Origin of the sequence: Nonomuraea gerenzanensis, assembly GCF_020215645.1 — a bacterium.
In the GTDB taxonomy this organism is placed as follows: Bacteria; Actinomycetota; Actinomycetes; order Streptosporangiales; family Streptosporangiaceae; genus Nonomuraea; species Nonomuraea gerenzanensis.
This window is the reverse complement of record NZ_CP084058.1, coordinates 4,836,639-4,858,736: the sequence shown is the minus strand read 5'-3', so window position 1 is coordinate 4,858,736 and position 22,098 is coordinate 4,836,639. Positions and strand designations below refer to the sequence as shown.

Genomic DNA, 22,098 nt, shown 5'->3' with positions numbered 1-22,098 from the left:
AGCGCGTCGCCTACAAGCACATCTCGTGAGCACGCCCGTGCGCACTCCTTGTTGGTGCGGCGAGGAGTGCGCAAGGGGAACGACTAGACGATCACCAGCTCGCGCGGCGTGTCGTTCATCCGCTCGCCACCCCCGGCCGTGCACACCACGATGTCCTCGATCCTGGCGCCGTGTCGGCCCGGCAGATAGATGCCCGGCTCCACCGAGAACGCGAACCCGGCCTCCAGCGGCTCACCGTTCCCCGCGACGATGTACGGCTCCTCGTGCGTCTCGATGCCGATGCCGTGCCCGGTGCGGTGGACGAAGTACTCGCCGTAGCCGGCCTCGGTGATGATCTCGCGGGCGGCGGCGTCGATGGACTCGCAGGACACGCCGGGCCGCACCGCCGCGCAGGCCGCCTCCTGCGCCTGCCGCAGCACCTCGTAGTAGGCGGTGAACTCGGCCGGCGGCTCACCCACGCTGTACGTGCGGGTGGAGTCGGAGCAGTAGCCGTTGTGCAGCTGCCCGCCGATGTCCACCACGACCGGCTCCCCGGCCTGGATGACCCGGTCGGAGACGTCGTGGTGCGGGCTGGCGCCGTTGGGCCCGGAGGCGACGATCACGAAGTCGACCGTCTGGTGCCCGGAGGCCAGGATGGCCTCGGCGATGTCCCTGGCCACCTCGCGCTCGGTGCGCCCGGCCCGCAGCAGCTCCGGCACCTGCCGGTGCACCGCGTCGATGGCCTGCCCCGCCTCGCGCAGGGCCGCCGCCTCGGCGGGCGACTTGCGCATCCGCAGCTCCCGCAGCACACTGCCGGCCAGCACCTGCTCGGTCTCCGGCAGCACCTCGCGGAAGCGCAGCGACGACATGGCCCACATCCGGTCGGCGAGCCCCACTTTGCCGACCCGGCCCAGCCGCGCCGCGGCGATGGCGTACGGGTCGTCGGTCTCGTCCCACGCCACGAACTCCAGCCCCAGCCGCGAGGCGGGCGACGCCTGCGCGGCGGGCAGCTCCAGGCGGGGCACCATCATGTACGCCTCGCCGGACGCGGGCACCACGAGGCACGTCAGCCGCTCCAGCGGTTTGGCGTCGTAGCCGCTGACGTAACGCAGATCGGGGCCGGGCGTGAGCAACAGGGCGTCGAGGCCGGCCTTGGCGGTGGCCTCCTGGACGGCGGCGAGACGGGTAACGGGATAAAGGTCTGAGGACGTCACAGGCACAATGTACTCCTGGCGGCACCCTCGATGACCTCTCCTAAAATCCACGGAAAGGTCTCGTCACGCACCAAGCCTCCACTACACACCGTTCACGATCGATCACGTAGTGTGGGGCCAATTGTCGGATTCCATCATCGCGCGTCGAGAGTGAGACACATGGTCGACGTCATAGGCGCGGCCGAGCTGCTCGGCCACGAGAGCGACGCCGAGATGCTCGCCGTACGCCTGGCACACGCCCAGCGGCTGGGCAACATGGGCTGGGCCGAGTGGCACCTGCACACAGGGGAGACGATCTGGTCGGAGCAGGTGTACGTGATCTTCGGCCGCGACCCGGGTGAGGGCCCCATCGCCCTGCCCGACCTGGCCGAGCACGTCGAGCCCGGCGACGTGGCCACGCTCGACCGCCTGCTGTGGTCGGTCGTGCAGGGCGTGGAGCCGGTGCAGGCGGAGTTCCGCATCCGCCGCGGGGTCGGCTCCAGCGACCTGCGGGACCTGCGCGTCGTCCTGGAGCCCCTGGCGGGCCCCGGGGGCACGATCGGCATGCACGGCGTCATCCAGGACATCACCGGCCGCCGCCGCGCCGAGCGCATGGTCTCGGAGTCGCGCCGCCAGCTCCTGGAGGCGCGCGAGCGGGCCGCCGAGGACCGCCACATCATGCTGGCCCTGCGCGAGGCGATCCTGCCCGAGCCCGACGGCTGCCTCGACCTGCCGCAGACCAGGATCGCGGTCCGGTACGTCCCGGCCGAGAAGACCGCGAACCTGGGCGGCGACTGGTTCGAGGCCGCGCCCGCCCCCGACGGCCGCCAGCTGCTGGCCATCGGAGACGTCTCCGGCCACGGCCTGCCCGCGATCTCCCGCATGGCCCAGCTCCGCCACGCCCTCGTCGGCCTGGCCATGACGGGGCAGGCGGCCAACCGGCTGCTCGACTGGCTGAACGAGCTCGTCCTGCACCAGCTCAAGGACACCACCGCCACCGCGATCATCGGCCATTTCGACCCGCGGACCCGGGTGTTCGCCTGGGGCCAGGCGGGGAACCTGGCGCCCATCCTGGTCCGCGACGGCGTGGCCAGCCAGCTTCCGCAGCCCAGGGGCGTGCTGCTGGGGGCCGCGTCCGGCAGCCCGTACGAGCTGGCGACCACCCGGCTGCAGCCAGGCGATCTACTGCTGATGTTCACCGACGGGCTGGTCGAGCGGCGCACCCGCGACATCGACGTCGGCCTGGACCTGGCCATGGCGGCGGCCCGCAAGCTGGAGGGCCCCGACCTGGACGCGGGCCTGGACCGCCTGCTCGCCGACATCGGCGGCCCGAACCCGGAGGACGACGCCTGCCTGCTCGCGGTGGGGGTGCTGGGGCCCGAGTGAGGGGGACGCGCGCGGACCTGCGCGAAGTGCCACCATGGACGGGTGCTGATGCTTCTGGACACCCCTTCCCTCTACTTCCGTGCCTTCTACGGCATCCCGGAGTCGATCAAGGCTCCCGACGGCTCGCCGGTCAACGCGGTGCGCGGGCTCATCGACATGATCGCCACCCTCGTGCGCCAGCACTCCCCCACGGAGCTCGTGGCCACGATGGACGCCGACTGGCGGCCGGCCTTCCGGGTGGCGGCGATCCCGACGTACAAGGCGCACCGCGTCGCCCACGGCGACACCGAAGAGGTGCCCGAGGCGCTCGTGCCGCAGATCGCGGTCATCCAGGACGTGCTCGACGCCCTCGGCATCGCCCGCCTGGAGTCGCCCGGCTACGAGGCCGACGACGTGATCGGCACCCTCACCCACCGGGCCGGCGACGGCGCCGTGGACATCGTGACCGGCGACCGCGACCTGTTCCAGCTCGTCGACGACGCCCGGCCGGTCCGCGTCCTCTACACCGTGCGCGGCATCCGCAACCTGCAGATCGTGGACGAGGCGTTCGTCACCGCCAAGTACGGCATCCCCGGCCGCGCCTACGCCGACTTCGCCACCCTGCGCGGCGACCCCAGCGACGGGCTGCCGGGCGTGCCGGGGGTCGGCGAGAAGACCGCCGCCGCGCTGATCACCCGCTTCGGCTCGCTCGCCGCCCTGCTGGAGTCCCTCGACGCGGGCGTCACCGACGGCTTCCCGGCCGGCAGCCGCACCCGCCTGGCCGCCGCCCGCGACTACCTCCGTGCCGCGCCGGCCGTCGTCGAGGTCGCCCCGGACGCGCCGCTCCCCGCCGCCGACCTGGCGCTTCCGGCCAAGCCGCGCGACCCGGAGGCCCTCGTCCGGCTCGCCGACCGCTACGGCCTCGACAGCCCGCTCAACCGGCTGCTCGACGTCCTGGGCGGCTGACGGCCCCCGCGCGTGGCGCCACGGCCGTCACGCGCGGCCGGTCAGCCTGCCAGGTAGGCGCGCACCGCGTCCTGGGCCGCGTCCCGCAGCCGCGCGTGCACCAGCACGTTCTCCTCCCGGTCGGTGCGCACCTCGACCACCCGGGGCCCCTCGCCCCGCAACGCCTTGGGCAGCTCCCCGAGATCGCCCACCAGCGTGTACGGCGTCCCCGTCGCGGCGGCCACGTACCCGAGATCCACCCCGTGCGGCGTCCCGAAGACCCGCTCGAACGGATCCCGCACGGCCGCCTGCGGCAACAACGAGAAGATCCCGCCCCCGTCGTTGTTGACGACCACGAAGCACAGGTCGGGCCGCGGCTCGCGGGGCCCCAGGATGAGCCCGTTCTGGTCGTGCAGGAACGACAGGTCTCCCAGCAGCGCGTACGAGGGCCCGTTGTGCGCCAGCGCCGCCCCCATGGCCGTGGAGACGAGCCCGTCGATGCCGGAGGCCCCCCGGTTGGCCATCAGCCGGATCCCCCGGCGCGGCCGCATGGCCTGGTCGAGGTCGCGGATCGGCATCGAGGAGCCGCAGAACAGCAGCGCCCCGTTCGGCAGCGCGTCCACCAGATCCCTGGCCAGGCGCGGCTCGCTGGTGCCCGACAGGTCGAGCACGTCGTCCATGGCGGCCCGCGCCGCCAGGTCGGCCTGGCGCCAGGCGTGCAGCCAGGAGTCGTCGCCGGAGGCCACCGGGATCTCCACGGCCTGCGCCACCTGCGTGGCCGACCGGGTGGGGTCGGGCCAGCGGTCGAGGTCGGGGGAGACGACGATGTGCTCGCCGGCCCGCCGCAGCCACGACAGCAGCGGTCGCGACAGCCCCGGGCGGCCGAGCGTGACCACCACGTCGGGCCGGTGCGCGTCGGCGAACTCCGGCGTGCCCAGCAGGTAGTGGTAGGTCGAGACGGCGTGGTCGCCGTAGCGGGCGCCGCCGTTCGGCTCGGACAGGACGGGCCAGCCCGCCATGCCCGCCGCGGCCACGTAGCGGCGCACGTTCGCGGCGCCGTCGCCGACCACGAGCACGCCGCGCCTGGTGGGCGGGATGTGCAGGGCGACGGGCGGCGGCGCGACGCGGGCGCGCACCCAGGGGGCGCCGGCGCCGATGTCGAGCGGCTCGCACCAGGCGGTGTCGCCGTCGGGGATCAGCGGCTCCCTGAAGGCCAGGTTGAGGTGCACGGGGCCCGGGTTGCCCGCGCCGGCCGCGCGCTGGTAGGCGCGGCAGGCCAGCGAGCGCCAGTAGGCCACCTGCCCCGGCCGGTCCTCCGGCACGCCGACCTCGGCGAACCAGCGGGTGGCCGTGCCGAACAGCTTGATCTGGTCGATCGTCTGGTTGGCGCCGGTGCCGCGCAGCTCGGGCGGACGGTCGGCGGTGAGCACGAGCAGCGGTACGCCGGACTCGCTCGCCTCGATGACGGCCGGGTGGAAGTTCGCGGTGGCGGTGCCGGACGAGCAGATCAGCGCGACGGGCCGCTCGGAGCGCTTGGCGAGGCCGAGCGCCAGGTAGGACGCCGAGCGCTCGTCCACGCGGACGTGCAGGCGCACCCGCGACTCGGCGTGCAGGGCCAGCGCGAGCGGGGCGGAGCGGGAGCCCGGGGCGAGCACCACGTCGGTCAGGCCGCAGCGCACCAGCTCGTCGACCAGTACGGTGGCCAGCGCGGTAGCGGGGTTCAACGTGACGCCTCCTGCATCCGGCGAAGCCACTGGGGAGATTCAATCTCAAATTCCGACAAACACTGAAAATCTACTGGGGGTCGCCGGACCGCCAGCCGGCCGTCCACCGGCACCAGCGAGTCCGCCACCACATCGCCCGACAGCAGCGGCATCGTGCCCAGCCCGCACGCGTACGGCAACGCGGGCAGCGCCGCCGCCAGCGCTAACCCGGCCGCCAGCCCCACGGACGTCTCCACCGCGCTGGACACCACGGCCGGCAGCCCGCACGCCTCCACCACGCGCAGCGCGGCCCGCACGCCGCCCAGCGGCTGCACCTTGACCACCGCCACGTCGGCGGCCTCGGCCGCCCGCACCCGCAGCGGGTCCTCGGCCCTGCGGATCGACTCGTCGGCCGCGATCGGCACGTCGCAGGCCCGCCGCACCGCCGCCAGCTCCTCCAGCGTGGCGCACGGCTGCTCGGCGTACTCCAGGTCGTAGCGGTCGAGCCGCTTGAGCCTCCGCACGGCCTCGCCGGCCTCCCAGGCGCCGTTGGCGTCCACGCGCAGCCGCCCGGCGGGCCCGAGCGCGTCGCGTACGGCCTCCACCCTGGCGAGGTCCTCCGCGAAGCCCTGCCCGCGCTCGGCCACCTTGACCTTCGCCGTGCCGCAGCCGGAGCGGCGCACCAGCTCGTGGGCCTCCTCCGGGTCCACGGCCGGCACGGTCACGTTGACGGGCACGCTGTCGCGCACCGGCTCCGGCCAGCCTTCGAACGCCGCCTCGCGCGCGCACGCCAGCCACCGGGCGCACTCGCGCGGGCCGTACTCGGGGAACGGCGAGAACTCGCCCCAGCCCGCCGGGCCGTGCAGCAGCACCCCTTCCCTGACGGTCTGCCCGCGGAAAGGCGTGCGCATCGGGATGCTGAAGACCACCGGAGCCGCCGGAGCCGCGGATCCCATGGAAGCCATGGGAGCCGTGGGAGCCGTGGGAGAACGCGTCACGACCCTCCCCTGCGCCGCTGTCCGACCTGTCGCCATTAACCTTACGAGCATGTGGAGGAACCCGTCGCATCCGGACCGTCCGCTGCATGCCATTGTGCAGCCTCCGGGACCTGCCCTGTTCGCGGCGGTGCGCGACGCCCTGTCCGGTGACGGGCCCGCCGTCCTCCCGCTGTCCCCCGGCCACGCGGAGCCCGCGCTGGCCGCCCTGCGCCCCACGCATCTCGGCGGCGTCCCGCGCGGCGACGGCGAGGGCGTCCCCGGCGACGTGGCGGTGGTGATCGCCACCAGCGGCAGCACCGGCGCCCCGAAGGGGGTGCTGCTCTCCGCCGGCGCCCTGCGTGCCTCCGCGGCTGCCTCGCTGCGCCGCGTGGAGGCGGCCGAGGGCGAGCGCTGGCTGTGCTGCCTGCCCGTCTCCCACGTCTCCGGCCTTCAGGTCCTGGTACGCGCCCTGCTGTCGGGCAGCGAGCCGATCGTCCACCCGGCGTTCGACCCCGAGGCGGTGCTGCGCTCCGGCGCCGACCACGTCTCCCTGGTGCCCACGCAGCTGCACCGGCTGGTGGAGGCCGGGGCGGACCTGTCGGTGTTCAGGACGATCGTGCTCGGCGGCGCCGCCGCCCGTCCCGGCCTGCTGGAGCGTGCCAGGCGGCTCGGGGCGCGGATCGTGACGACGTACGGGTCGAGCGAGACGAGCGGCGGGTGCGTGTACGACGGCCGCCCGCTCGACGGCGTGGACGTCAAGATCGGCGACGACGGCCTCATCAGGATCGCGGGCCCGGTGCTGTTCTCCGGTTACCGCTTCGGCGTGCCCGCCGACCCGTTCGACGGCGGCTGGTTCGTCACCTCCGACCTGGGCGAGCTGCGCGAGGGCCGCCTGCGGGTGCTCGGCAGGGCCGACGACGTGATCAACACCGGCGGCGAGAAGGTCGTCGCGGGCGCCGTGACCGAGGTGCTGGGCGCCCATCCGGAGATCGCCGACGTGGCGGTGATCGGCACCCCGGACCCCGAATGGGGCGAGCTGGTCACCGCCGTCGTGGTTCCGGCCAACCCCGACACACCTCTCACGCTTGCGCAATTGAGGGCGTACTGCCGCGATAGGCTTCCTCCCCATGCCGCCCCGCGCGAGCTGCGGTTCGTCACCCGGCTGCCGCTGCTGCCGAACGGCAAGACCGATCTGGTGCGGCTGAGGACAGGAACCTGACGAGTTGCGGCTGCGTCCAATTGGGGAGAAGGAGGGAGCCTTCATGAACCAGACCCGCAAGATGTGGGCATCCGCGGCCGTCGTCGGCGTCATCGTCGCCGGAGGCGCCTCAGTCGCGGCGGCCGCCTCGGCGGGCAAGCTCGACCAGGTCGCGAGGGAGACCCGAGCCGTGGTGGAGAAGGCGTCACCGTCCGGTCAGCCGGCCCCCGAAACCACGGACGACGGGGTCGTGGTCTCCACCGAGGTCAATCCCGATCCTCGCGAGGTCATCGAATACTGGTCGGACGAGCGCATGGAGGACGCCGAGCCCATGCCGATGCCCGAGGTGTCACCCGGCGAGTTCGGGGTCGGCTCCGACGAGATCCAGCCCGGCCCGGGCGAGCCGGGGCTGACGGAATAGACCGAGCCCGGGGGCGGTTTCGACTTGGGGCGATCCGCCCCTTTTCCATCCCGCAGGGGCGTACGGGAACAAATGACGGCGATTGGCGTTATTGATACTGGTGCGCCGTGCGGACGCGAACCCGCCCCACCACAACCTGCCTGATCGCTTCCACTCCGTACGGAGGAGGTGTCCTCATGCCCAGAACCGCCGTGGCGACCCCACCCGCAACTCTCGACCAGCTGATTGAACGAGGGCGAGCCCAGGGTCACCTTTCTCTGGCGGAGCTGCGTGACGCATTCGCCGAGGCCGGCATCAGCCCCTCTGAAGGCCGCACGATCCTGCGCGAGCTGTCAGAGGCCGGCGTGAGCCTGGCCGCAGAGGGCGAACCGTCTCTCAGCACCACCGCCCCGAAGAAGACCCAGAAGAAGCCGTCCACCGCCAAGAAGACGACCTCGCGGGCAAAGACTACCGGCCGCAAGCCCGGCGAGGCAAAAATCTCCGCGACCGCCGGTACGCCGGCCGCCGCCGACGGCGCCACGCCGCCCGCGGCCAAGCCGGAGCACGAGGAGGACGTGCCCGACGACCTCGTGCTGAGCGAGGACGCCGAGCTGGAGAACGAGCCGCTCGACCTGGACGACACGCAGTCCGTCATGGGCGACTCGGTGCACACCTACCTCAAGTCCATCGGCCGCCGCACCCTGCTCACCGCCGCCCAGGAGGTCGAGCTCGCCAGGCGGATCGAGGCCGGGCTGTACGCGGAGTACAAGCTGGAGACCCAGCCCGACCTGCCCCCGTCCGTCCAGGAGGACCTGCACCTGGTCATCGAGGACGGCAGGCAGGCCAAGGACCACATGCTGGAGGCCAACCTGCGGCTCGTGGTGTCGGTGGCCAAGAAGTACACCGACCGCGGGATGTCGCTGCTGGACGTCGTCCAGGAGGGCAACCTGGGGCTGATCAGGGCCGTGGAGAAGTTCGACTACACCAAGGGCTTCAAGTTCTCCACCTACGCCATGTGGTGGATCAGGCAGGCCATCCAGCGCGGCTTCGCCGACTCCGCCCGCACGATCCGGCTGCCCGTGCACGTGCTGGAGATGCTCTCCAAGCTGTCGCGGGTCGAGCGTGACATGCACCAGCGGCTGGGGCGCGAGCCCACGCCGGAGGAGCTGGCCGTCGAGCTCGACAAGACGCCGGACCAGATCGAGGAGCTGCTGCGCACCAGCCGCCAGCCGATCTCGCTGAACGCGACGATCGGCGAGGACGGGGAGACCACGATCGGCGACCTCATCGAGGACGTCGACTCGCCGGAGGCGTCCGAGATCGTCGACCGCCAGCTCCTGGGCGATCAGCTGCGGGGCGTGCTCGACAACCTGTCGCCGCGCGAGTCGAAGATCATGGCGCTGCGGTTCGGGCTCGTGGACGGCAAGCCGCACACGCTGGACGAGATCGGCAAGCACCTGGGGCTGACCCGGGAGCGGATCCGGCAGCTGGAGAAGGAGTCGCTGTCCAAGCTGCGGCACCCAAGCAACACGCGGCCGTTGCTGGACTGGGCCAGCTGATACGAGAGCCCCGGCACTTCGGTGCCGGGGCTCTTCGCACTTTCCCGAACGGCGCCCGTGGCCGGCCGGCTCCGGTGACGCGGAAGCACAGGCACGGCAACGGCCGGCACCGGAGGCAGCTCCGCGGAGACGGCCCCTCACTGGTGGCCGGCCTGGCATCGCCCCCGCCGCGCCCCTGCCCCGTGCTGCTCCGACCGCGCGTCTCCCGAAACGGCGGCGGCCAGGCCGAACGGCAGCATCTCGCCGACGGCCGGCCGAGCGTCACCCCTGGCGCCGCACCACCAGCACGTCACCCCAAGGGGCGGACGGCTCAGGCCGTGGCAGGCAGCGGGCGCGGGACGCGGGGGATGCCCCACATCCGGTTGTCCTCGCGCAACGTGCGCAGCCGCTCGACCTCAGCCGTCCACATGGCCCCGGCGGGCGTCGCCTTGGCCTTGCGCCGCGCGATCCGATCGTCATAGGCCTTGACCCCGAAGGTGGCCCGCTGCCCCGCCTCGGCGGCCCTCAGCGCCTCCGTCAGCGCCTTGTCGAACGCCCGCCCCGCGGCGAGCAGCTCGATCTCGTCGACCGCGGCGGCACGCAGCTCGCGCAGCGTCTGCTCGGCCTGCCTGGCCTTGTCGAGCAACTCGGGGAAGCTCTTGGAGATCTCCTGGTCCGCGTGGTAGCGGACCTCTGCCTCCCGGCTCACCCGCGGACGGAAAAACGCCATCGACCCGGCCCTTTCAACGCTGTCGGTACTCGTTCAACCGCCTAGCGTACGCCGTCCCGCGACACGGGCGGAAATCGCCCCGGAGCGAGCGCCTTTACATAGTAAGATGATCACCATGCCCGCCAAGAGACCGCCGGTGCCCCTGTCCCGCGAGCGCATCATCGAGGCAGCGCTCCACATCGCCGACAGCCAGGGCCTGCGCAGGCTCACGATGCGCAGGCTGGGCGACGCCCTCCAGGTGGAGGCCATGGCCATCTACCACCACCTCCCCCGCGGCAAGGAGGCGCTGATGGACGCCCTGGCCGAGCACGTCACGGCCGTGCACGTCGAGCAGGGCTCCTCCTGGCAGGAGACCGCCAAGGCGTGGTGCCGGGCCAGCAGGGAGCTGCTGCGCGACCACCCGGGCGTGCTGGCCCTGGCCCTGACCAAGCCGCCCAAGGGCGCCACGGCCCTGGCCATCAGGGAGCAGGTCGAGCAGCTCGCCGACGGTGGCCTGGACGACGCCGCCGAGGCCGTACGGGCGCTGCGGGCCTTCGTGTTCGGCAGCGTGGCGGTCGAGGTGCAGCAGTCGGGATGGGCCGACCCAGAAGTTGATGAATGGGTCAGGAGGGACGAAAGAGCGGATGTGGACTTCGAGCGCGGACTCGACGCTCTTCTCAAGGGATTGCAAACGTGATGCGCGTGTCGCGCTTGGACCGTTATCCTGCATAAGGCACGCTGTGTCGAAGGTCACACGATCCAGGGATCCTCCTGTAACAGTCCGAACGGGCTATGTCGGAACGAGTGACGTACGTCGCACACTTGCCAGCACAACTACCCGAGCCGGCTCCCGCCCCTCCAGACCGGGAGCGTCCCACGAGATATCGGAGGCACGCCGATGTGCCCGCACGACCCGGCCTGTCCGGATGCCGAGGCGCCAGACCGCGAGGCGGCACGCACCCTCGCCTGCCACCCCGAGCAGGGGTGGAGTCTGCTCTGCAATGGAGTCGTCCTGTTCGAGGACACCGGTGAGCTCCTGCCCAGCGGCACCGTCATCGCCCCGCACCGGCCCGTGGTCGGCGCAGCCTGACGATCCCGGCGAGCACCTCGCCGGGCCCGCGCCCGCGACGGACCGCTCGCCCACGCGCCGGGCCACGCGCCCGGAGCGACCTCCCGCCCGCACGCCGGGCCGGCGCCCCGCGTCACGACCCGGGGCGCTCCGCATGACGAACGGCCGACGCCTCAGCGAGCGACGCCTCACCGGAACAGCCGCCGGCATCCCGCACCCAAGTCCAGGCGACCCGCATCGGCCCGCACAGGTCCAGGCAGTCCAGGCAGTCCAGGCAGTCCAGGGTCCCGGACCAGCCCGCACGCCGCTCAGCCGTTCCGGATCGGCCCGCAGGCTCCCGGCGGCGCGAATCGTCCCGCAGAACGCCCTGCCCGCGCACAAAAGGCCGGTCACGCGTAGTTCATGATCCATTCGGCCACGATCTCGCCCACCTTCGCGGGGTCACGCTTGAGGTCGTGATTCTCCCCCGGCAGCACCACCAGCCGCGCCGCATCCACAGCCTCAGGTATCCCGAACGGATCCCGGTCCCCGTTCACCACCAGCACATCCACCCCCGCCCCCCGCAGCTCATCGGCCCTGGACCGCTCCGGCCGCCCCGGCGGGTGCAGCGGAAAGGCCAGCGCCACCACCGCCGAGGCCCCCACCGCCTTGGCCGTGCGGCACGCCACCCGGGCCCCGTTGCTCCGCCCGCCCTGCACCACAGGCAGCTCCGCCCGATCGGCGCGCAGCTCGCGCAGGACGATCTCCCACGCCTCGTCCTGCTTGACGGGCGAGCCGGGCGCCCGCGCCCCCGCCACCCTGAACGCCTGCGTCACCCTGGCCACACTGGCCCCCGCCGCAAGTGCCGCGTCGCGTACGGCCAGCAGGTCGGGGGCGTCCACTCCCCCGGCCGAGCCGTGGGTCAGCACCAGCAGCAGCCGCGGGTCGGCGGCCTCCTCGATCTCCACCAGCGCCGGCCCTCGCGGCGTCATCACCTGCATGGCAGCACCGTACCTGGGGAGGATCGGCCCCTAGCCCTCAGGGCGGATGACGGCGCGCCGCGCGGCGGGGATGATGTGCTCTATGCCAGACAAACGCCTCCGGGACGACCTCCAGGCCACGCTCGACGCACGCCGCGATCTGGGCCCGGAGTACGAAACCGCGCTGATCGACTCGTTCGTGGAGCGCCTCGACGCCACGATCGCCGCCCGGGTGCGCTCCGAGCTGCATCACCAGGACCCCGTGCGGGCCAAGGGCCGCCATCCGAGCGCGCCCATGGTGCCGATCGTGCTGGGTTCGCTGGGCATCGGCGTGCCGCTGACGGCCATCGCGGCCAGCGCGGGCGGCCCGGGGCTGCTGGTCGCGTGGCTGTCCATCGTGGTGATCAACGTGGCCGCCGCCGTCGCGATCATGCGCAGGTCCTGACGCGCCCCCAGCGGCTCAGCCGTCCCGGTGGTAGCGCAGCCGCACCTCCGCGGCCAGCGTCTCGTCCTCGTGCTCCAGCCCGTACGACCAGACCCGCCCCGCATCCTCGTCCCGCCCCCGCAAGGGCAACGTGCGCGCGAGCAGCTCGATCGCCAGCGCGCCCGTCTGCGCGTCGGCCCCGCCCTCGACGCTCTCGGCGAACTCGGCGCAGGCCAGCTCCAGATGCGCGATACCGAGCTGAACCCGCAGCCCCGGCACCTCATCCCCGGGGGCGAAGTCCAGCGCGTCCAGGAGCACCTCCGCCGCCGCCCCCGGCTCCCCGTGCTCCAGCATCAGCTCGGCGAGCTCCGCGGCGGCGTGCGCGCCGGCCCGCTCCTCGCCGCCCCGCGCGCCCGTCTCCATGGCGGCGCGGAACTCCTTCTCCGCCTCCTCCAGGTGCCCGCCCCGCACGGCCAGCCGCGCCAGCGCGAGGTGGGCCAGCGGCACGTACGCGGCGGTGCCCACCCCCAGCACGGCCTGCCAGGCGGCCCTGGCCTGCTCGTCGCGGCCCTCGCGCTCGAAGCCCTGGGCGAGGTGGCAGGCGGCCTGCGCGGCGTACTCGGGGTGCCCGGTGGCCAGCGCCGTCCTGGCGGCGGCCCTGGCGCCCTCGAGGTCGCCGCGCTGTTCGAGCACCACGGCCAGGCCCACCGCGGCCTGCGCCCTGTCGGGCCCGTCGGGGTCCGCGGCCAGCTCGCCCAGGATGCGGGCGGCGGCGTCGAGATCACCGTGCTCGGCCAGCCGGCGGGCGGTGTCGAGGGGCGGGGTCTCCAGCTCTGAGGACGTCAAGAGAGCTCCTTGTGGGACGGTCGCACCGAGCCTAACGACTATCGGCGATCATGTCTGCTCACTTGACACCGAAGGACTGGCCGGAGCCCCCGCCTCCACCGGCGGACGTACCCGGAACTGCCAGAACACGTTCCAGGACAAGCCCGGCGAACCGCGCGCCCCGCGCGTGTCGCCGGGCCGGGTGATCAGTCCTCGTAGGCCTCGAGGGGCGGGCAGGAGCACACCAGGTTGCGGTCGCCGTAGGCCTGGTCGATGCGGCGCACCGGCACCCAGTACTTGTTCTCGCGCAGCGACGGCAGCGGGTAGGCGGCCTCCGAACGCGCGTACGGGTGCGGCCACTCGTCTGCGGCGACGGACTCGGCCGTGTGCGGCGCGTTGCGCAGCGGGTTGTCGGTCTTGTCGTACTCGCCGGAGGCCACCTTGGCGATCTCGCCGCGGATGGCGATCATGGCGTCGACGAACCGGTCGAGCTCGTTCAGGTCCTCGCTCTCGGTCGGCTCGATCATCAGGGTGCCGGCCACGGGGAACGACATGGTCGGCGCGTGGAAGCCGTAGTCGATGAGGCGCTTGGCCACGTCGTCCACGGTGACGCCGGTCTCCTTGGTGATCTGCCGCAGGTCCACGATGCACTCGTGCGCCACCAGGCCGCCGCGGCCGGTGTAGAGCACGGGGTAGTGCGGGGCCAGGCGCCTGGCCAGGTAGTTCGCCGACAGGATGGCCTGCTCGGTGGCGGCCGTGAGGCCCTCGGCACCCATCATCCTGACGTACGCCCACGAGATCGGCAGGATGCCCGCCGAGCCGTACGGGGCCGCCGACACGGGGCCGACGGGGGTGCCGTTGTGCAGCGGGTGGCCGGGCAGGTAGGCGGCCAGGTGGGCGCGGACCGCGACGGGGCCGACGCCGGGGCCGCCGCCGCCGTGCGGGATGCAGAACGTCTTGTGCAGGTTGAGGTGCGAGACGTCGGCGCCGAACTCGCCCGGCTTGGCCAGCCCGACCAGCGCGTTGAGGTTGGCGCCGTCGACGTACACCTGGCCGCCGGCGTCGTGCACCTTGGCGCACACCTCGGTGATCGTCTCCTCGTACACGCCATGCGTGGACGGGTACGTCACCATGATCGCCGCCAGCGCGTCGCGGTGCTTGTCGATCTTGGCGTCGAGGTCGGCCAGGTCCACGTTGCCGTCGTCGTCGCAGGCCACGACCACGACGCGCATGCCGGCCATGACGGCGCTGGCGGCGTTCGTGCCGTGGGCGGAGGACGGGATGAGGCACACGTCGCGCTCGCCCTGGCCGTTGGCGCGGTGGTAGGCGCGGATGGCCAGCAGCCCGGCGAACTCGCCCTGGGAGCCCGCGTTCGGCTGGATGGAGACGGCGTCGTAGCCGGTCACCTCGGCCAGCCAGCCCTCCAGCGTGCCGATCAGCTCGGCGTACCCCTCGGCCTGCTCGGCGGGCGCGTACGGGTGGATGGCGGCGAACTCCGGCCAGGTGATGGGCTCCATCTCGCTGGTCGCGTTCAGCTTCATCGTGCAGGAGCCGAGCGGGATCATCGAGCGATCCAGCGCGATGTCCTTGTCCTGCAGCCTGCGCAGGTAGCGCAGCATCGCGGTCTCGGAGCGGTGGCTGTGGAAGACCGGGTGGGTCAGGTACGGGGTCTCCCGCAGCAGATCGGCGGGCAGCGCGTCGGCGGCGTCCTCGGGGGTCGCCTCGGCGCTCACGCCGAACGCCGCCCACACCGCGGCCACCTCGGCGGCGCCGGTCTTCTCGTCGCAGGCGACGGAGACGTGGTCGGCGTCCACCTGCCAGAGGTTGACGCCGCGCTCGGCGGCGGCGGCCACGACGGCGGCTGCCCTGCCGGGCACGCGGGCCAGCACGGTGTCGAAGAACTCGCCGTGCACGACCTCCACGCCCGCGCCGCGCAGCCCCTCGGCCAGGGCGGTGGCGTGGCGGTGCACGCGGTGCGCGATGCCGCGCAGGCCCTCGGGGCCGTGGTAGACGGCGTACATGCTCGCGATGACGGCGAGCAGCACCTGCGCGGTGCAGATGTTGCTGGTGGCCTTCTCGCGGCGGATGTGCTGCTCGCGGGTCTGCAGGGCCAGGCGGTAGGCGGGGTCGCCGTCGGCGTCCACGGACACGCCGACGAGCCGTCCGGGCAGCTGCCGCTGCAGCCCCTCCCGTACGGACATGTACGCGGCGTGCGGCCCGCCGAACCCGAACGGCACCCCGAAGCGCTGCGATGACCCGATCGCGATGTCGGCCCCCAGCTCGCCGGGCGCGGCGACCAGCGTCAGCGCGAGCAGGTCAGCGGCGGCCACGACCAGCGCGCCGGCCTCGTGCGCCGCGGCGGCCACGGCGCGGAAGTCGCGCAGCCGCCCGGACGCTCCGGGGTACTGCACCAGCAGCCCGAAGCACTCGGGCAGCTCGCCCTGCAGGTCGTGCTCCACCAGCGTGATGCCGAGCGGCTCCGCCCTGGTGGCCAGCACGGCCTTGGTCTGCGGCAGCGCGTCGGCGTCCACCACGAACACGTCGCTCTTCGACTTGCCCGCCCTGCGCGCCAGCGTCATGGCCTCGGCGGCGGCGGTGCCCTCGTCCAGCAGCGACGCGCCCGAGACGGGCAGGCCGGTGAGGTCGGAGACGACCGTCTGGAAGTTCAGCAGCGCCTCCAGGCGGCCCTGCGAGATCTCCGGCTGGTACGGGGTGTAGGCGGTGTACCAGCCCGGGTTCTCCAGCAGGTTGCGGCGGATGACGCCGGGCGTGACGGTGTCGTAGTAGCCCAGGCCGATCATGGAGGTGAGCACCCGGTTGCGCCCGGCCAGCGCGCGCAGCTCGGCGATGGCCTCGGCCTCGCCGATGGCGGCGGGCAGCTTGAGCTTGTCCTTGGCTCTGATCGCCTCGGGGACGGCCACCGCCACCAGGTCCGCGACGGATTCGAAGCCCACGGCCTCGAGCATGCGCTGCTGCTCGGCCTCCGAGGGGCCGATGTGCCTGGACGAGAACGGCGGAGCTGACAGATCGGTCATGGGGTGTGCCTCCCGAGGCTCATGGAGACCGGCGCCAGGGCGCGGACGAGTGCCGGATCTCCCCCTCTGTCAGCGCGGCCCCCGCGATGTGCGCCGGTGCCACGACCTGAGAGCTTCACCCCCGGTGGGGCTTGCACCGTCGGTGAGGCGCGCCTGGCGGGTGCGCCTGCTTTCCAGAGTTGCCTCACCCGAGCGGTACTGGATGCCTGAGAGATTCCGGGGAGGGTTGCTCCTTCGGCGCCCCGGGACCAGGTGCCCGAGGACTCTCCCGCACGGGGTCGTCAGCCTTGCTGTCCTAGATTACTACGGTAGGCCCGGATAACCGGTCACCGGGCCGCGCCAGCGCACGCGAGAAGTACGCACAGGCGGACTACAGGCGGAGGAAGGTCACGCAGGAGGAGGGTCAGCCGGTGCGGCGCGCGCGGCGCCTGCGGGCCAGCTCGTCAGCGGGGTGGTCGGCCGGGACGGTGTCCTCGACCGCCGCGCGTTCCCCCGGCAGCTCCGCGAGGGATCCCTCGACCTCCCGCCAGACGCGCCCGAGCGCGATCCCGAACACACCCTGCCCGCCCTGGAGCAGATCGATCACCTCGTCGGCCGAGGTGCATTCGTACACGCTCACGCCGTCGCTCATCAGCGTGATCTGCGCGAGGTCGGCGACCCCGCGATCACGCAGGTGCTGCACAGCCGTGCGGATCTGCTGCAGCGACACCCCGGTGTCGAGGAGCCGCTTGACGACCTTGAGCACCAGGATGTCGCGGAAGCTGTAGAGCCGCTGGGAGCCCGAGCCGTGCGCCGCCCTGATGGTGGGCTCCACCAGCCCCGTGCGCGCCCAGTAGTCGAGCTGCCTGTAGGTGATGCCGGCCGCGGCGCAGGCCGTCGGCCCGCGGTATCCGATGTCGCCCGGCAGCGACGTCGGCTGCTCGTCGAAGAGCAGGCCCTGCTCCCCGGCACGCTGCCGCGCGCTCTCGCGCCGCACCGGATCTTCCTGGCCGGCCGTCTTTCCCTCGCCGCTGCTGACCGCCACGCGGACCTCCGGCTTTCTCTCATCCCGTGGCCTGATCTGGGGGTTCGTAAAGGGCGACCACGGGTTTCACTTGCACCGTAGGACCGTGACCATGCTCAGTCAACGATCCGGCTCGGCGCGTCGTGAAGCGTAAATGCACTGAAATACCTACCCCGCCCTGCCGAAGTCCTCGGGAGTGATCGTGTCAAGGAACTCCCTGAACTTCTCCACCTCGTCCTCCTGGTCGTCCGGGATGATCACCCCGGCCTCCTGGACGACTTCCTCACTGGCGAAGATGCGGGCCCCGGTGCGCAGCGCGAGCGCGATCGAGTCGGAGGGCCGCGCGCTCACCTCCACGCCGTTGGAGAAGACCAGATCGGCGAAGAAGATGCCGTCGCGCAGCGCGACGATGTTGACCGCCCGCAGGCCGACGCCCAGCGCGCTCAGCACGTCGCGGAAGAGGTCATGGGTCAGCGGCCGCGGCGGGGGCTCCTCCGCCTGTGCCAGCGCGATGGCCGTGGCTTCGGTCATGCCGATCCATATGGGCAGGAACCGCTCCCCGTGTGCCTCCTTGAGCAAGACGATCGGCTGATTTGTGGGCATCTCAACTCGAACGCCCACGACCTCCATCTGCAACACGGGCTGCTCCGTATTCCTGACCGGTCACCCGGCACAGCTCTTCGATCATCGCTTCTGCTGACTTGGCTTCGCAATTCAACGTAACACCCGGCGGGCCTGGAATGTGCCTCCGCCTCCCAGCTCGCTACGGTCTCAACGCCCCAGGACCGATCGGACGCCCGTGCGCACAAGGGACGCGTGCAGGTCGAGCAGCAGGGTGGAAAGCTCCCTGGCGACCTCGTCGGCCTCGCCGATGGCTCCCGGGCGGCGCCGCTTGAGTATGGGGGCGACCGTCTGCTCCACCAGACCGGCCTCCCGCTCGGCCGCCGCCTTGACCGCCCGCAGGTGGCGGGCGTGCAGGCCGAAGCGGGCCAGGGCGCCCACGGTGCGGGCCACCTTGAGCGCCTCCTCGTCGTAGCGCCTGGCCACGGGGGCCAGCAGGCCGTAGTCCTCCAGCTCGGCGAGGGTCTCCTCGTCGATCGCGGCGGCCTCCAGCAGCTCGGCCCGGCTGAGCCTGGTCTCCTGCGGCTGCTGCAGGGCGCGCGGGCGGCCGAAGCTCTCGGCCATCCTGTCCTTGATCACCCGCAGCGGCAGGTAGTGGTCACGCTGCTCGGTGAGGATGAAGCGCAGCTGCTCCACGTGCAGGTGGGTGAACTTACGGTAGCCGGACGGGCTGCGCTCGGGCTCGATCAGGCCCTCGCCCTCCAAGAACCTGATCTTGGAGATCGTCACGTCGGGGAACTCGCCCTGCAGGAGCGCGAGCACCTCCCCGATGCTCATGTGCGAGCGCGCAGCCTGAGAAGTCATACCGCCTCCCGCGGACGGCCGCCCGTCACCGTGAGTCGCTCACCGCACCCGCTCATACGCCGGCGTTGCCCCGCATCAGGAACAGGAGGCGGAACTTGCCGATCTGCACCTCGTCCCCGGAGTGCAGGGGGACCTCCTCGATGCGCTCCCTGTTGACGTAGGTGCCGTTGAGGCTGCCCACGTCGCGCACCGAGAACTGGCCACCGCGGTGGCGGTAGAACTCGACGTGCCGGCGCGAGACGGTGATGTCGTCGAGGAAGATGTCGCTCTCAGGGTGACGCCCGGTCGTCGTCAGGTCCTTGTCGAGCCGGTAACGGCTGCCCTGGTTGGGCCCCCTGGTGACCGTGAGCAACGCCGTGCCGGGCGGCAGCTGCTCGACCAGCGCCCGCTCGGCCAGGAGCATGTCGCCTGTCTCAGCCTCGTACGCCTCGATTCCCGCGACGGAGATCGTCGATGTGGTATCCCCGGAGACCTCGGGTCTGGTCAGCGGTGACCCACAGCGGGAACAGTAACGGGCATCCTCGGGGTTGGCGTGCCCGCACTGCGTGCAGTAGACGCTCGGCATCGATCGGCTCGGCCTCCTACCGCGAAGACGCGGCGACGGTGCTCAGGGCGCGCCTCGCTTCGCTTTTTCAAGTTTGCGAATGCCGCAACTTACGCTGATCAGCGGCAAAGGTCAAGGCGGGGCGCTGCACGTTGGTTTGGACGCAGACAAAGTTACCGCCGCCCCCGCCCCGTGGTCCATGCCGCCGCGCGTTTCTACATTACGATCTTGCGGCACTGCCCGGGCACATCTTCGGTAAACCCTTTCCGATCACAGCGTGTGACGCTATCACCCCACGGCCAGTTCCACGATGCGGGCCCAGCGTTCGATCAGCGCCTGGGCGGCGTCCATGTCCCCCGCCTCGGCCCACAGGTCGGTGACGGGCTCGGCGGCGGCGGGCAGCACCAGCACCCAGCTCCCGTCGCCGCGGGTCACGCGCACGCCGTCGGTGGTGTCGATGCGATGCCCCTGCTCCCCGGACTGGACCTCGGCCTCGGCCGCCTCGATGACCGAGCGCATGACGGCGCCCTTGGCCGCCCACGGCGTGGGCACGGTCCGCTTGAGCAGCTTGACCTCGGGGATCCTGGCGTCGATCTGGCTGAGCGAGAGCCGGGTGCGGGCGACCAGGCCGAGCAGGCGGATGAACGCGGCCATCCCGTCGATCGCGGGGCTGAACTCCGGCACCACGAAACCGCCCCGCCCGTCGGCCGCGAAGATCATGTCTGGTCCGGCGGCGGCCGAGGTGAGGGCGTCCTGGGCGGTGGAGGTCCACTGCACCTGCACCCCGTGGAAGCGGCACACCTGCTCGGCGACGCGGGTCGTGGTGACCGGCAGCGCCACCTGCCCGCCCCTGCGCTCGGCGGCGACCAGGTCGAGCACCACGAGCAGGGCCCGTTCCTCGCTGATGAGCTGGCCCTTCTCGTCCACCAGGGCGATGCGCTCGCCGACCGGGTCGAACCGCACGCCGAAGGCCGCCCGGGAGCTGCTGACCAGCTCCGAGAGGCGTTGCAGGTCGCGGCGGCGCTCGGCCAGCGTCTCGGTGGGCGAGACGTCGTCCAGGCGGGCGTTGACGGTGAGCACCTCGACGCCGACCCGGCCGAGCAGGGTGGGCAGCACCAGCGAGGAGGTGCCGCCCGCGCAGTCCACGACGACCTTCATGTCCCGCACGCCGGCCACGCCGACGTTGCGCAGCAGCTCGTGGGTGTAGTCCTCGAAGGCCCTGGCCGGGTAGGCCAGCTCGGCGATCTCGCCGGGGAACGCGCGGCGGAACTCCTGGCGGGAGAAGACCCGCTCCAGCTTGCGCTGGGCGGCCGGCGGCAGGTCGGCGCCGCGGTCGTCCATGATGACGATGTCCACGCTCTGCGGGTCGCCCGGGGTGGTGCGCAGCGCGATGCCGCCGGCGGACGACTCGCGCGCGGTGTGGAAGCGCGTGACGGGCAGCGGGGCGGCCTCCAGGTCCAGGACGTTGATGGCGCCCGCGGTGAGCGCGCCGATGACGGCCCGCTTGAGCGCCCTGGCGGCCAGGGAGCAGTCGCGGGAGGTGACGACGTACTCGCCCTTGCGCAGGGTGGTGGCGTACGCACTGGCCAGGCGGACGCACAGCTCGGCCGTGATCTCGACGTTGACCAGGCCGCTGACGCCCCGGGGCCCGAACAGGTTGCGCTGGCCGCGCGACTCCCAGATGACGCTGGTGTTGACGACCGCGCCCGCCTCGATGGTCTTGAACGGGTAGACCTTGACGCCGCTGGAGACGTACGCCTCCGCCTCGATGACACACTCGTCGCCGATGATCGCGTTCTCCTCGATGCGGGCGCCGGCCATCACGTCGGTGCTCTTGCCGATGACGCAGCCGCGCAGGTGGGCGCCGGGGCCGAGGTAGACGTTGTCGTGGACGACCGCGCGGTGCAGGAAGGCTCCCTCCCGCACGACCGCGTTGTTGCCGAGCACGGTGTACTCGCGCAGCTCGGCCCCCGCCTCGACCTTGGCGTAGTCGCCGATGAGCAGCGGGCCCTTGAGCACGGCGTCGGGGTCCACCGAGGCCGAGTCGGCCACCCAGACGCCCGGGGAGAGCTCGAAGCCGCCGATGTCCAGCTCGACCTTGCCGGACAGGGCGTCGACCTGGGCCTTGAGGTAGCTGTCGTGAGTGCCGACGTCCTCCCAGTAGCCGTCGGCGACGTAGCCGTAGATGGCGGCGCCGCGCTCCAGGAGGGCGGGGAAGACGTCCGAGGACCAGTCGACGGGCTCGCCGGGCGCGACCGCGTCGAGGACCTCGGGCTCCATGACGTAGATGCCGGTGTTGACGGTGTCGGAGAAGACCTGGCCCCAGGTGGGTTTCTCCAGGAAGCGCTGCACGCGGCCCTCGTCGTCGACGATGATGATCCCGAATTCGAGCGGGTTCGGGACGCGTTTGAGGCCGATCGTGACAAGGGCCCCATTTTCCCGGTGAAAACGGATCATGTCGGATAAATCAATATCCGTGAGGGCGTCTCCGGAGATCACCAGAAAGCGGTCGTCGCGCAGCCGGTCGGCGGCGTTCTTGACGCTGCCGGCGGTGCCGAGCGGGACGTCCTCGGTGGCGTACTGGAGGCTCATGCCGAGTTCGTCGCCGTCACCGAAGTAGTTGCGCACGAGCGCCGCCAGGAACTGGAGCGTCACCACCGTCTCGGTGACGCCGTGCCGCTTGAGCAGGCGCAGCACGTGCTCCATGATCGGACGGTTGGCCACGGGAAGCAGGGGTTTGGGCTGGTTGGCGGTCATGGGACGCAGCCGAGTGCCCTCCCCGCCCGCCATGACGACCGCCTTCACCC

Annotated in this window: 20 protein-coding genes and 1 riboswitch; of the genes, 8 read left to right on the top strand and 12 right to left on the bottom strand. The window is 72.1% G+C overall.

Annotated features, from left to right (window positions below; all coding sequences use genetic code 11):
* Nucleotides 1–83 precede the first annotated feature (83 nt).
* A complete protein-coding gene (locus LCN96_RS22905) occupies nucleotides 84–1,193 on the bottom strand; it encodes a M24 family metallopeptidase (protein ID WP_225274917.1) in 1,110 nt (369 codons plus the stop codon).
* Nucleotides 1,194–1,352: 159 nt separating this feature from the next.
* Here LCN96_RS22905 and LCN96_RS22900 point away from each other — a divergent pair, with 159 nt between their 5' ends.
* Together LCN96_RS22900 and LCN96_RS22895 are read left to right on the top strand one after the other, a co-directional pair.
* Nucleotides 1,353–2,558 (top strand): PP2C family protein-serine/threonine phosphatase, encoded by a 1,206-nt coding sequence (locus LCN96_RS22900; RefSeq protein ID WP_225274916.1) that lies wholly within the window; start codon nucleotides 1,353–1,355, stop codon nucleotides 2,556–2,558.
* Between the two features lie 48 nt (nucleotides 2,559–2,606).
* Nucleotides 2,607–3,503: a 5'-3' exonuclease gene (locus LCN96_RS22895; RefSeq protein ID WP_225276037.1), complete on the top strand. Its 897-nt coding sequence runs from the start codon at nucleotides 2,607–2,609 to the stop codon at nucleotides 3,501–3,503.
* A 41-nt stretch (nucleotides 3,504–3,544) separates the two neighbouring features.
* Here the strand turns inward: LCN96_RS22895 and menD are convergent, their stop codons facing one another.
* Nucleotides 3,545–5,206, bottom strand: a complete 1,662-nt coding sequence (gene menD / locus LCN96_RS22890; protein WP_225274915.1) for a 2-succinyl-5-enolpyruvyl-6-hydroxy-3-cyclohexene-1-carboxylic-acid synthase — start codon at nucleotides 5,204–5,206, stop codon at nucleotides 3,545–3,547.
* A complete protein-coding gene (locus tag LCN96_RS22885; RefSeq protein WP_225274914.1) occupies nucleotides 5,203–6,141 on the bottom strand; it encodes an o-succinylbenzoate synthase in 939 nt (312 codons plus the stop codon). Before LCN96_RS22885 ends, menD begins: the two co-directional genes overlap by 4 nt.
* A 91-nt stretch (nucleotides 6,142–6,232) precedes the next feature.
* Between LCN96_RS22885 and LCN96_RS22880 the strand changes: the two genes are divergently transcribed.
* The 3 genes from LCN96_RS22880 to LCN96_RS22870 all read left to right on the top strand — a co-directional run bounded on the left by LCN96_RS22880 (nucleotide 6,233) and on the right by LCN96_RS22870 (nucleotide 9,319).
* Nucleotides 6,233–7,381: an AMP-binding protein gene (locus LCN96_RS22880; protein ID WP_225274913.1), complete on the top strand. Its 1,149-nt coding sequence runs from the start codon at nucleotides 6,233–6,235 to the stop codon at nucleotides 7,379–7,381.
* A gap of 43 nt (nucleotides 7,382–7,424) precedes the next feature.
* Complete coding sequence (locus tag LCN96_RS22875) at nucleotides 7,425–7,781, top strand: hypothetical protein (protein ID WP_225274912.1); 357 nt, start codon at nucleotides 7,425–7,427, stop codon at nucleotides 7,779–7,781.
* A 176-nt stretch (nucleotides 7,782–7,957) separates the two neighbouring features.
* The gene (locus tag LCN96_RS22870) at nucleotides 7,958–9,319 is read left to right on the top strand and encodes an RNA polymerase sigma factor (RefSeq protein WP_225274911.1); all 1,362 of its coding nucleotides are present in this window, start codon (nucleotides 7,958–7,960) and stop codon (nucleotides 9,317–9,319) included.
* Between the two features lie 310 nt (nucleotides 9,320–9,629).
* Here LCN96_RS22870 and LCN96_RS22865 read toward each other — a convergent pair whose 3' ends face one another.
* Entirely contained in the window at nucleotides 9,630–10,007 is a 378-nt protein-coding gene (locus LCN96_RS22865; protein ID WP_225274910.1) for a hypothetical protein, read from the bottom strand.
* A gap of 136 nt (nucleotides 10,008–10,143) precedes the next feature.
* On the opposite strand from LCN96_RS22865, the gene LCN96_RS22860 reads away from it, so the two are divergent.
* Both LCN96_RS22860 and LCN96_RS22855 read left to right on the top strand, forming a co-directional pair.
* Nucleotides 10,144–10,704 (top strand): TetR/AcrR family transcriptional regulator C-terminal domain-containing protein, encoded by a 561-nt coding sequence (locus LCN96_RS22860; protein WP_225274909.1) that lies wholly within the window; start codon nucleotides 10,144–10,146, stop codon nucleotides 10,702–10,704.
* A gap of 201 nt (nucleotides 10,705–10,905) precedes the next feature.
* Nucleotides 10,906–11,097, top strand: coding sequence for a DUF5999 family protein (locus LCN96_RS22855; RefSeq protein WP_090931239.1), 192 nt, complete (start codon nucleotides 10,906–10,908; stop codon nucleotides 11,095–11,097).
* Nucleotides 11,098–11,465: 368 nt separating this feature from the next.
* Here LCN96_RS22855 and LCN96_RS22850 read toward each other — a convergent pair whose 3' ends face one another.
* Nucleotides 11,466–12,056, bottom strand: a complete 591-nt coding sequence (locus LCN96_RS22850) for an alpha/beta hydrolase family protein (protein ID WP_225274908.1) — start codon at nucleotides 12,054–12,056, stop codon at nucleotides 11,466–11,468.
* Between the two features lie 82 nt (nucleotides 12,057–12,138).
* On the opposite strand from LCN96_RS22850, the gene LCN96_RS22845 reads away from it, so the two are divergent.
* Nucleotides 12,139–12,480 carry a hypothetical protein gene (locus tag LCN96_RS22845; RefSeq protein ID WP_225274907.1) on the top strand — a complete coding sequence of 114 codons (342 nt, stop codon included), beginning with the start codon at nucleotides 12,139–12,141 and terminating at the stop codon, nucleotides 12,478–12,480.
* Nucleotides 12,481–12,495: 15 nt separating this feature from the next.
* Here LCN96_RS22845 and LCN96_RS22840 read toward each other — a convergent pair whose 3' ends face one another.
* From LCN96_RS22840 to LCN96_RS22810, 7 genes are all read right to left on the bottom strand, one after another.
* Nucleotides 12,496–13,305, bottom strand: a complete 810-nt coding sequence (locus LCN96_RS22840) for a tetratricopeptide repeat protein (protein ID WP_225274906.1) — start codon at nucleotides 13,303–13,305, stop codon at nucleotides 12,496–12,498.
* A 185-nt stretch (nucleotides 13,306–13,490) separates the two neighbouring features.
* Nucleotides 13,491–16,319: an aminomethyl-transferring glycine dehydrogenase gene (gene gcvP, locus LCN96_RS22835; RefSeq protein WP_225274905.1), complete on the bottom strand. Its 2,829-nt coding sequence runs from the start codon at nucleotides 16,317–16,319 to the stop codon at nucleotides 13,491–13,493.
* A gap of 183 nt (nucleotides 16,320–16,502) precedes the next feature.
* A riboswitch (glycine riboswitch) is annotated at nucleotides 16,503–16,600 on the bottom strand.
* A 122-nt stretch (nucleotides 16,601–16,722) separates the two neighbouring features.
* Entirely contained in the window at nucleotides 16,723–17,343 is a 621-nt protein-coding gene (locus LCN96_RS22830; protein WP_225274904.1) for a MerR family transcriptional regulator, read from the bottom strand.
* 147 nt (nucleotides 17,344–17,490) lie between these two features.
* Nucleotides 17,491–17,961 (bottom strand): bifunctional nuclease family protein, encoded by a 471-nt coding sequence (locus LCN96_RS22825; protein WP_090771501.1) that lies wholly within the window; start codon nucleotides 17,959–17,961, stop codon nucleotides 17,491–17,493.
* A gap of 132 nt (nucleotides 17,962–18,093) precedes the next feature.
* The gene (ftsR, locus tag LCN96_RS22820) at nucleotides 18,094–18,747 is read right to left on the bottom strand and encodes a transcriptional regulator FtsR (RefSeq protein WP_225274903.1); all 654 of its coding nucleotides are present in this window, start codon (nucleotides 18,745–18,747) and stop codon (nucleotides 18,094–18,096) included.
* Between the two features lie 52 nt (nucleotides 18,748–18,799).
* Complete coding sequence (locus tag LCN96_RS22815) at nucleotides 18,800–19,312, bottom strand: FHA domain-containing protein (protein ID WP_225274902.1); 513 nt, start codon at nucleotides 19,310–19,312, stop codon at nucleotides 18,800–18,802.
* 267 nt (nucleotides 19,313–19,579) lie between these two features.
* Nucleotides 19,580–22,096, bottom strand: a complete 2,517-nt coding sequence (locus LCN96_RS22810) for a mannose-1-phosphate guanyltransferase (protein ID WP_225274901.1) — start codon at nucleotides 22,094–22,096, stop codon at nucleotides 19,580–19,582.
* Nucleotides 22,097–22,098 lie beyond the last annotated feature (2 nt).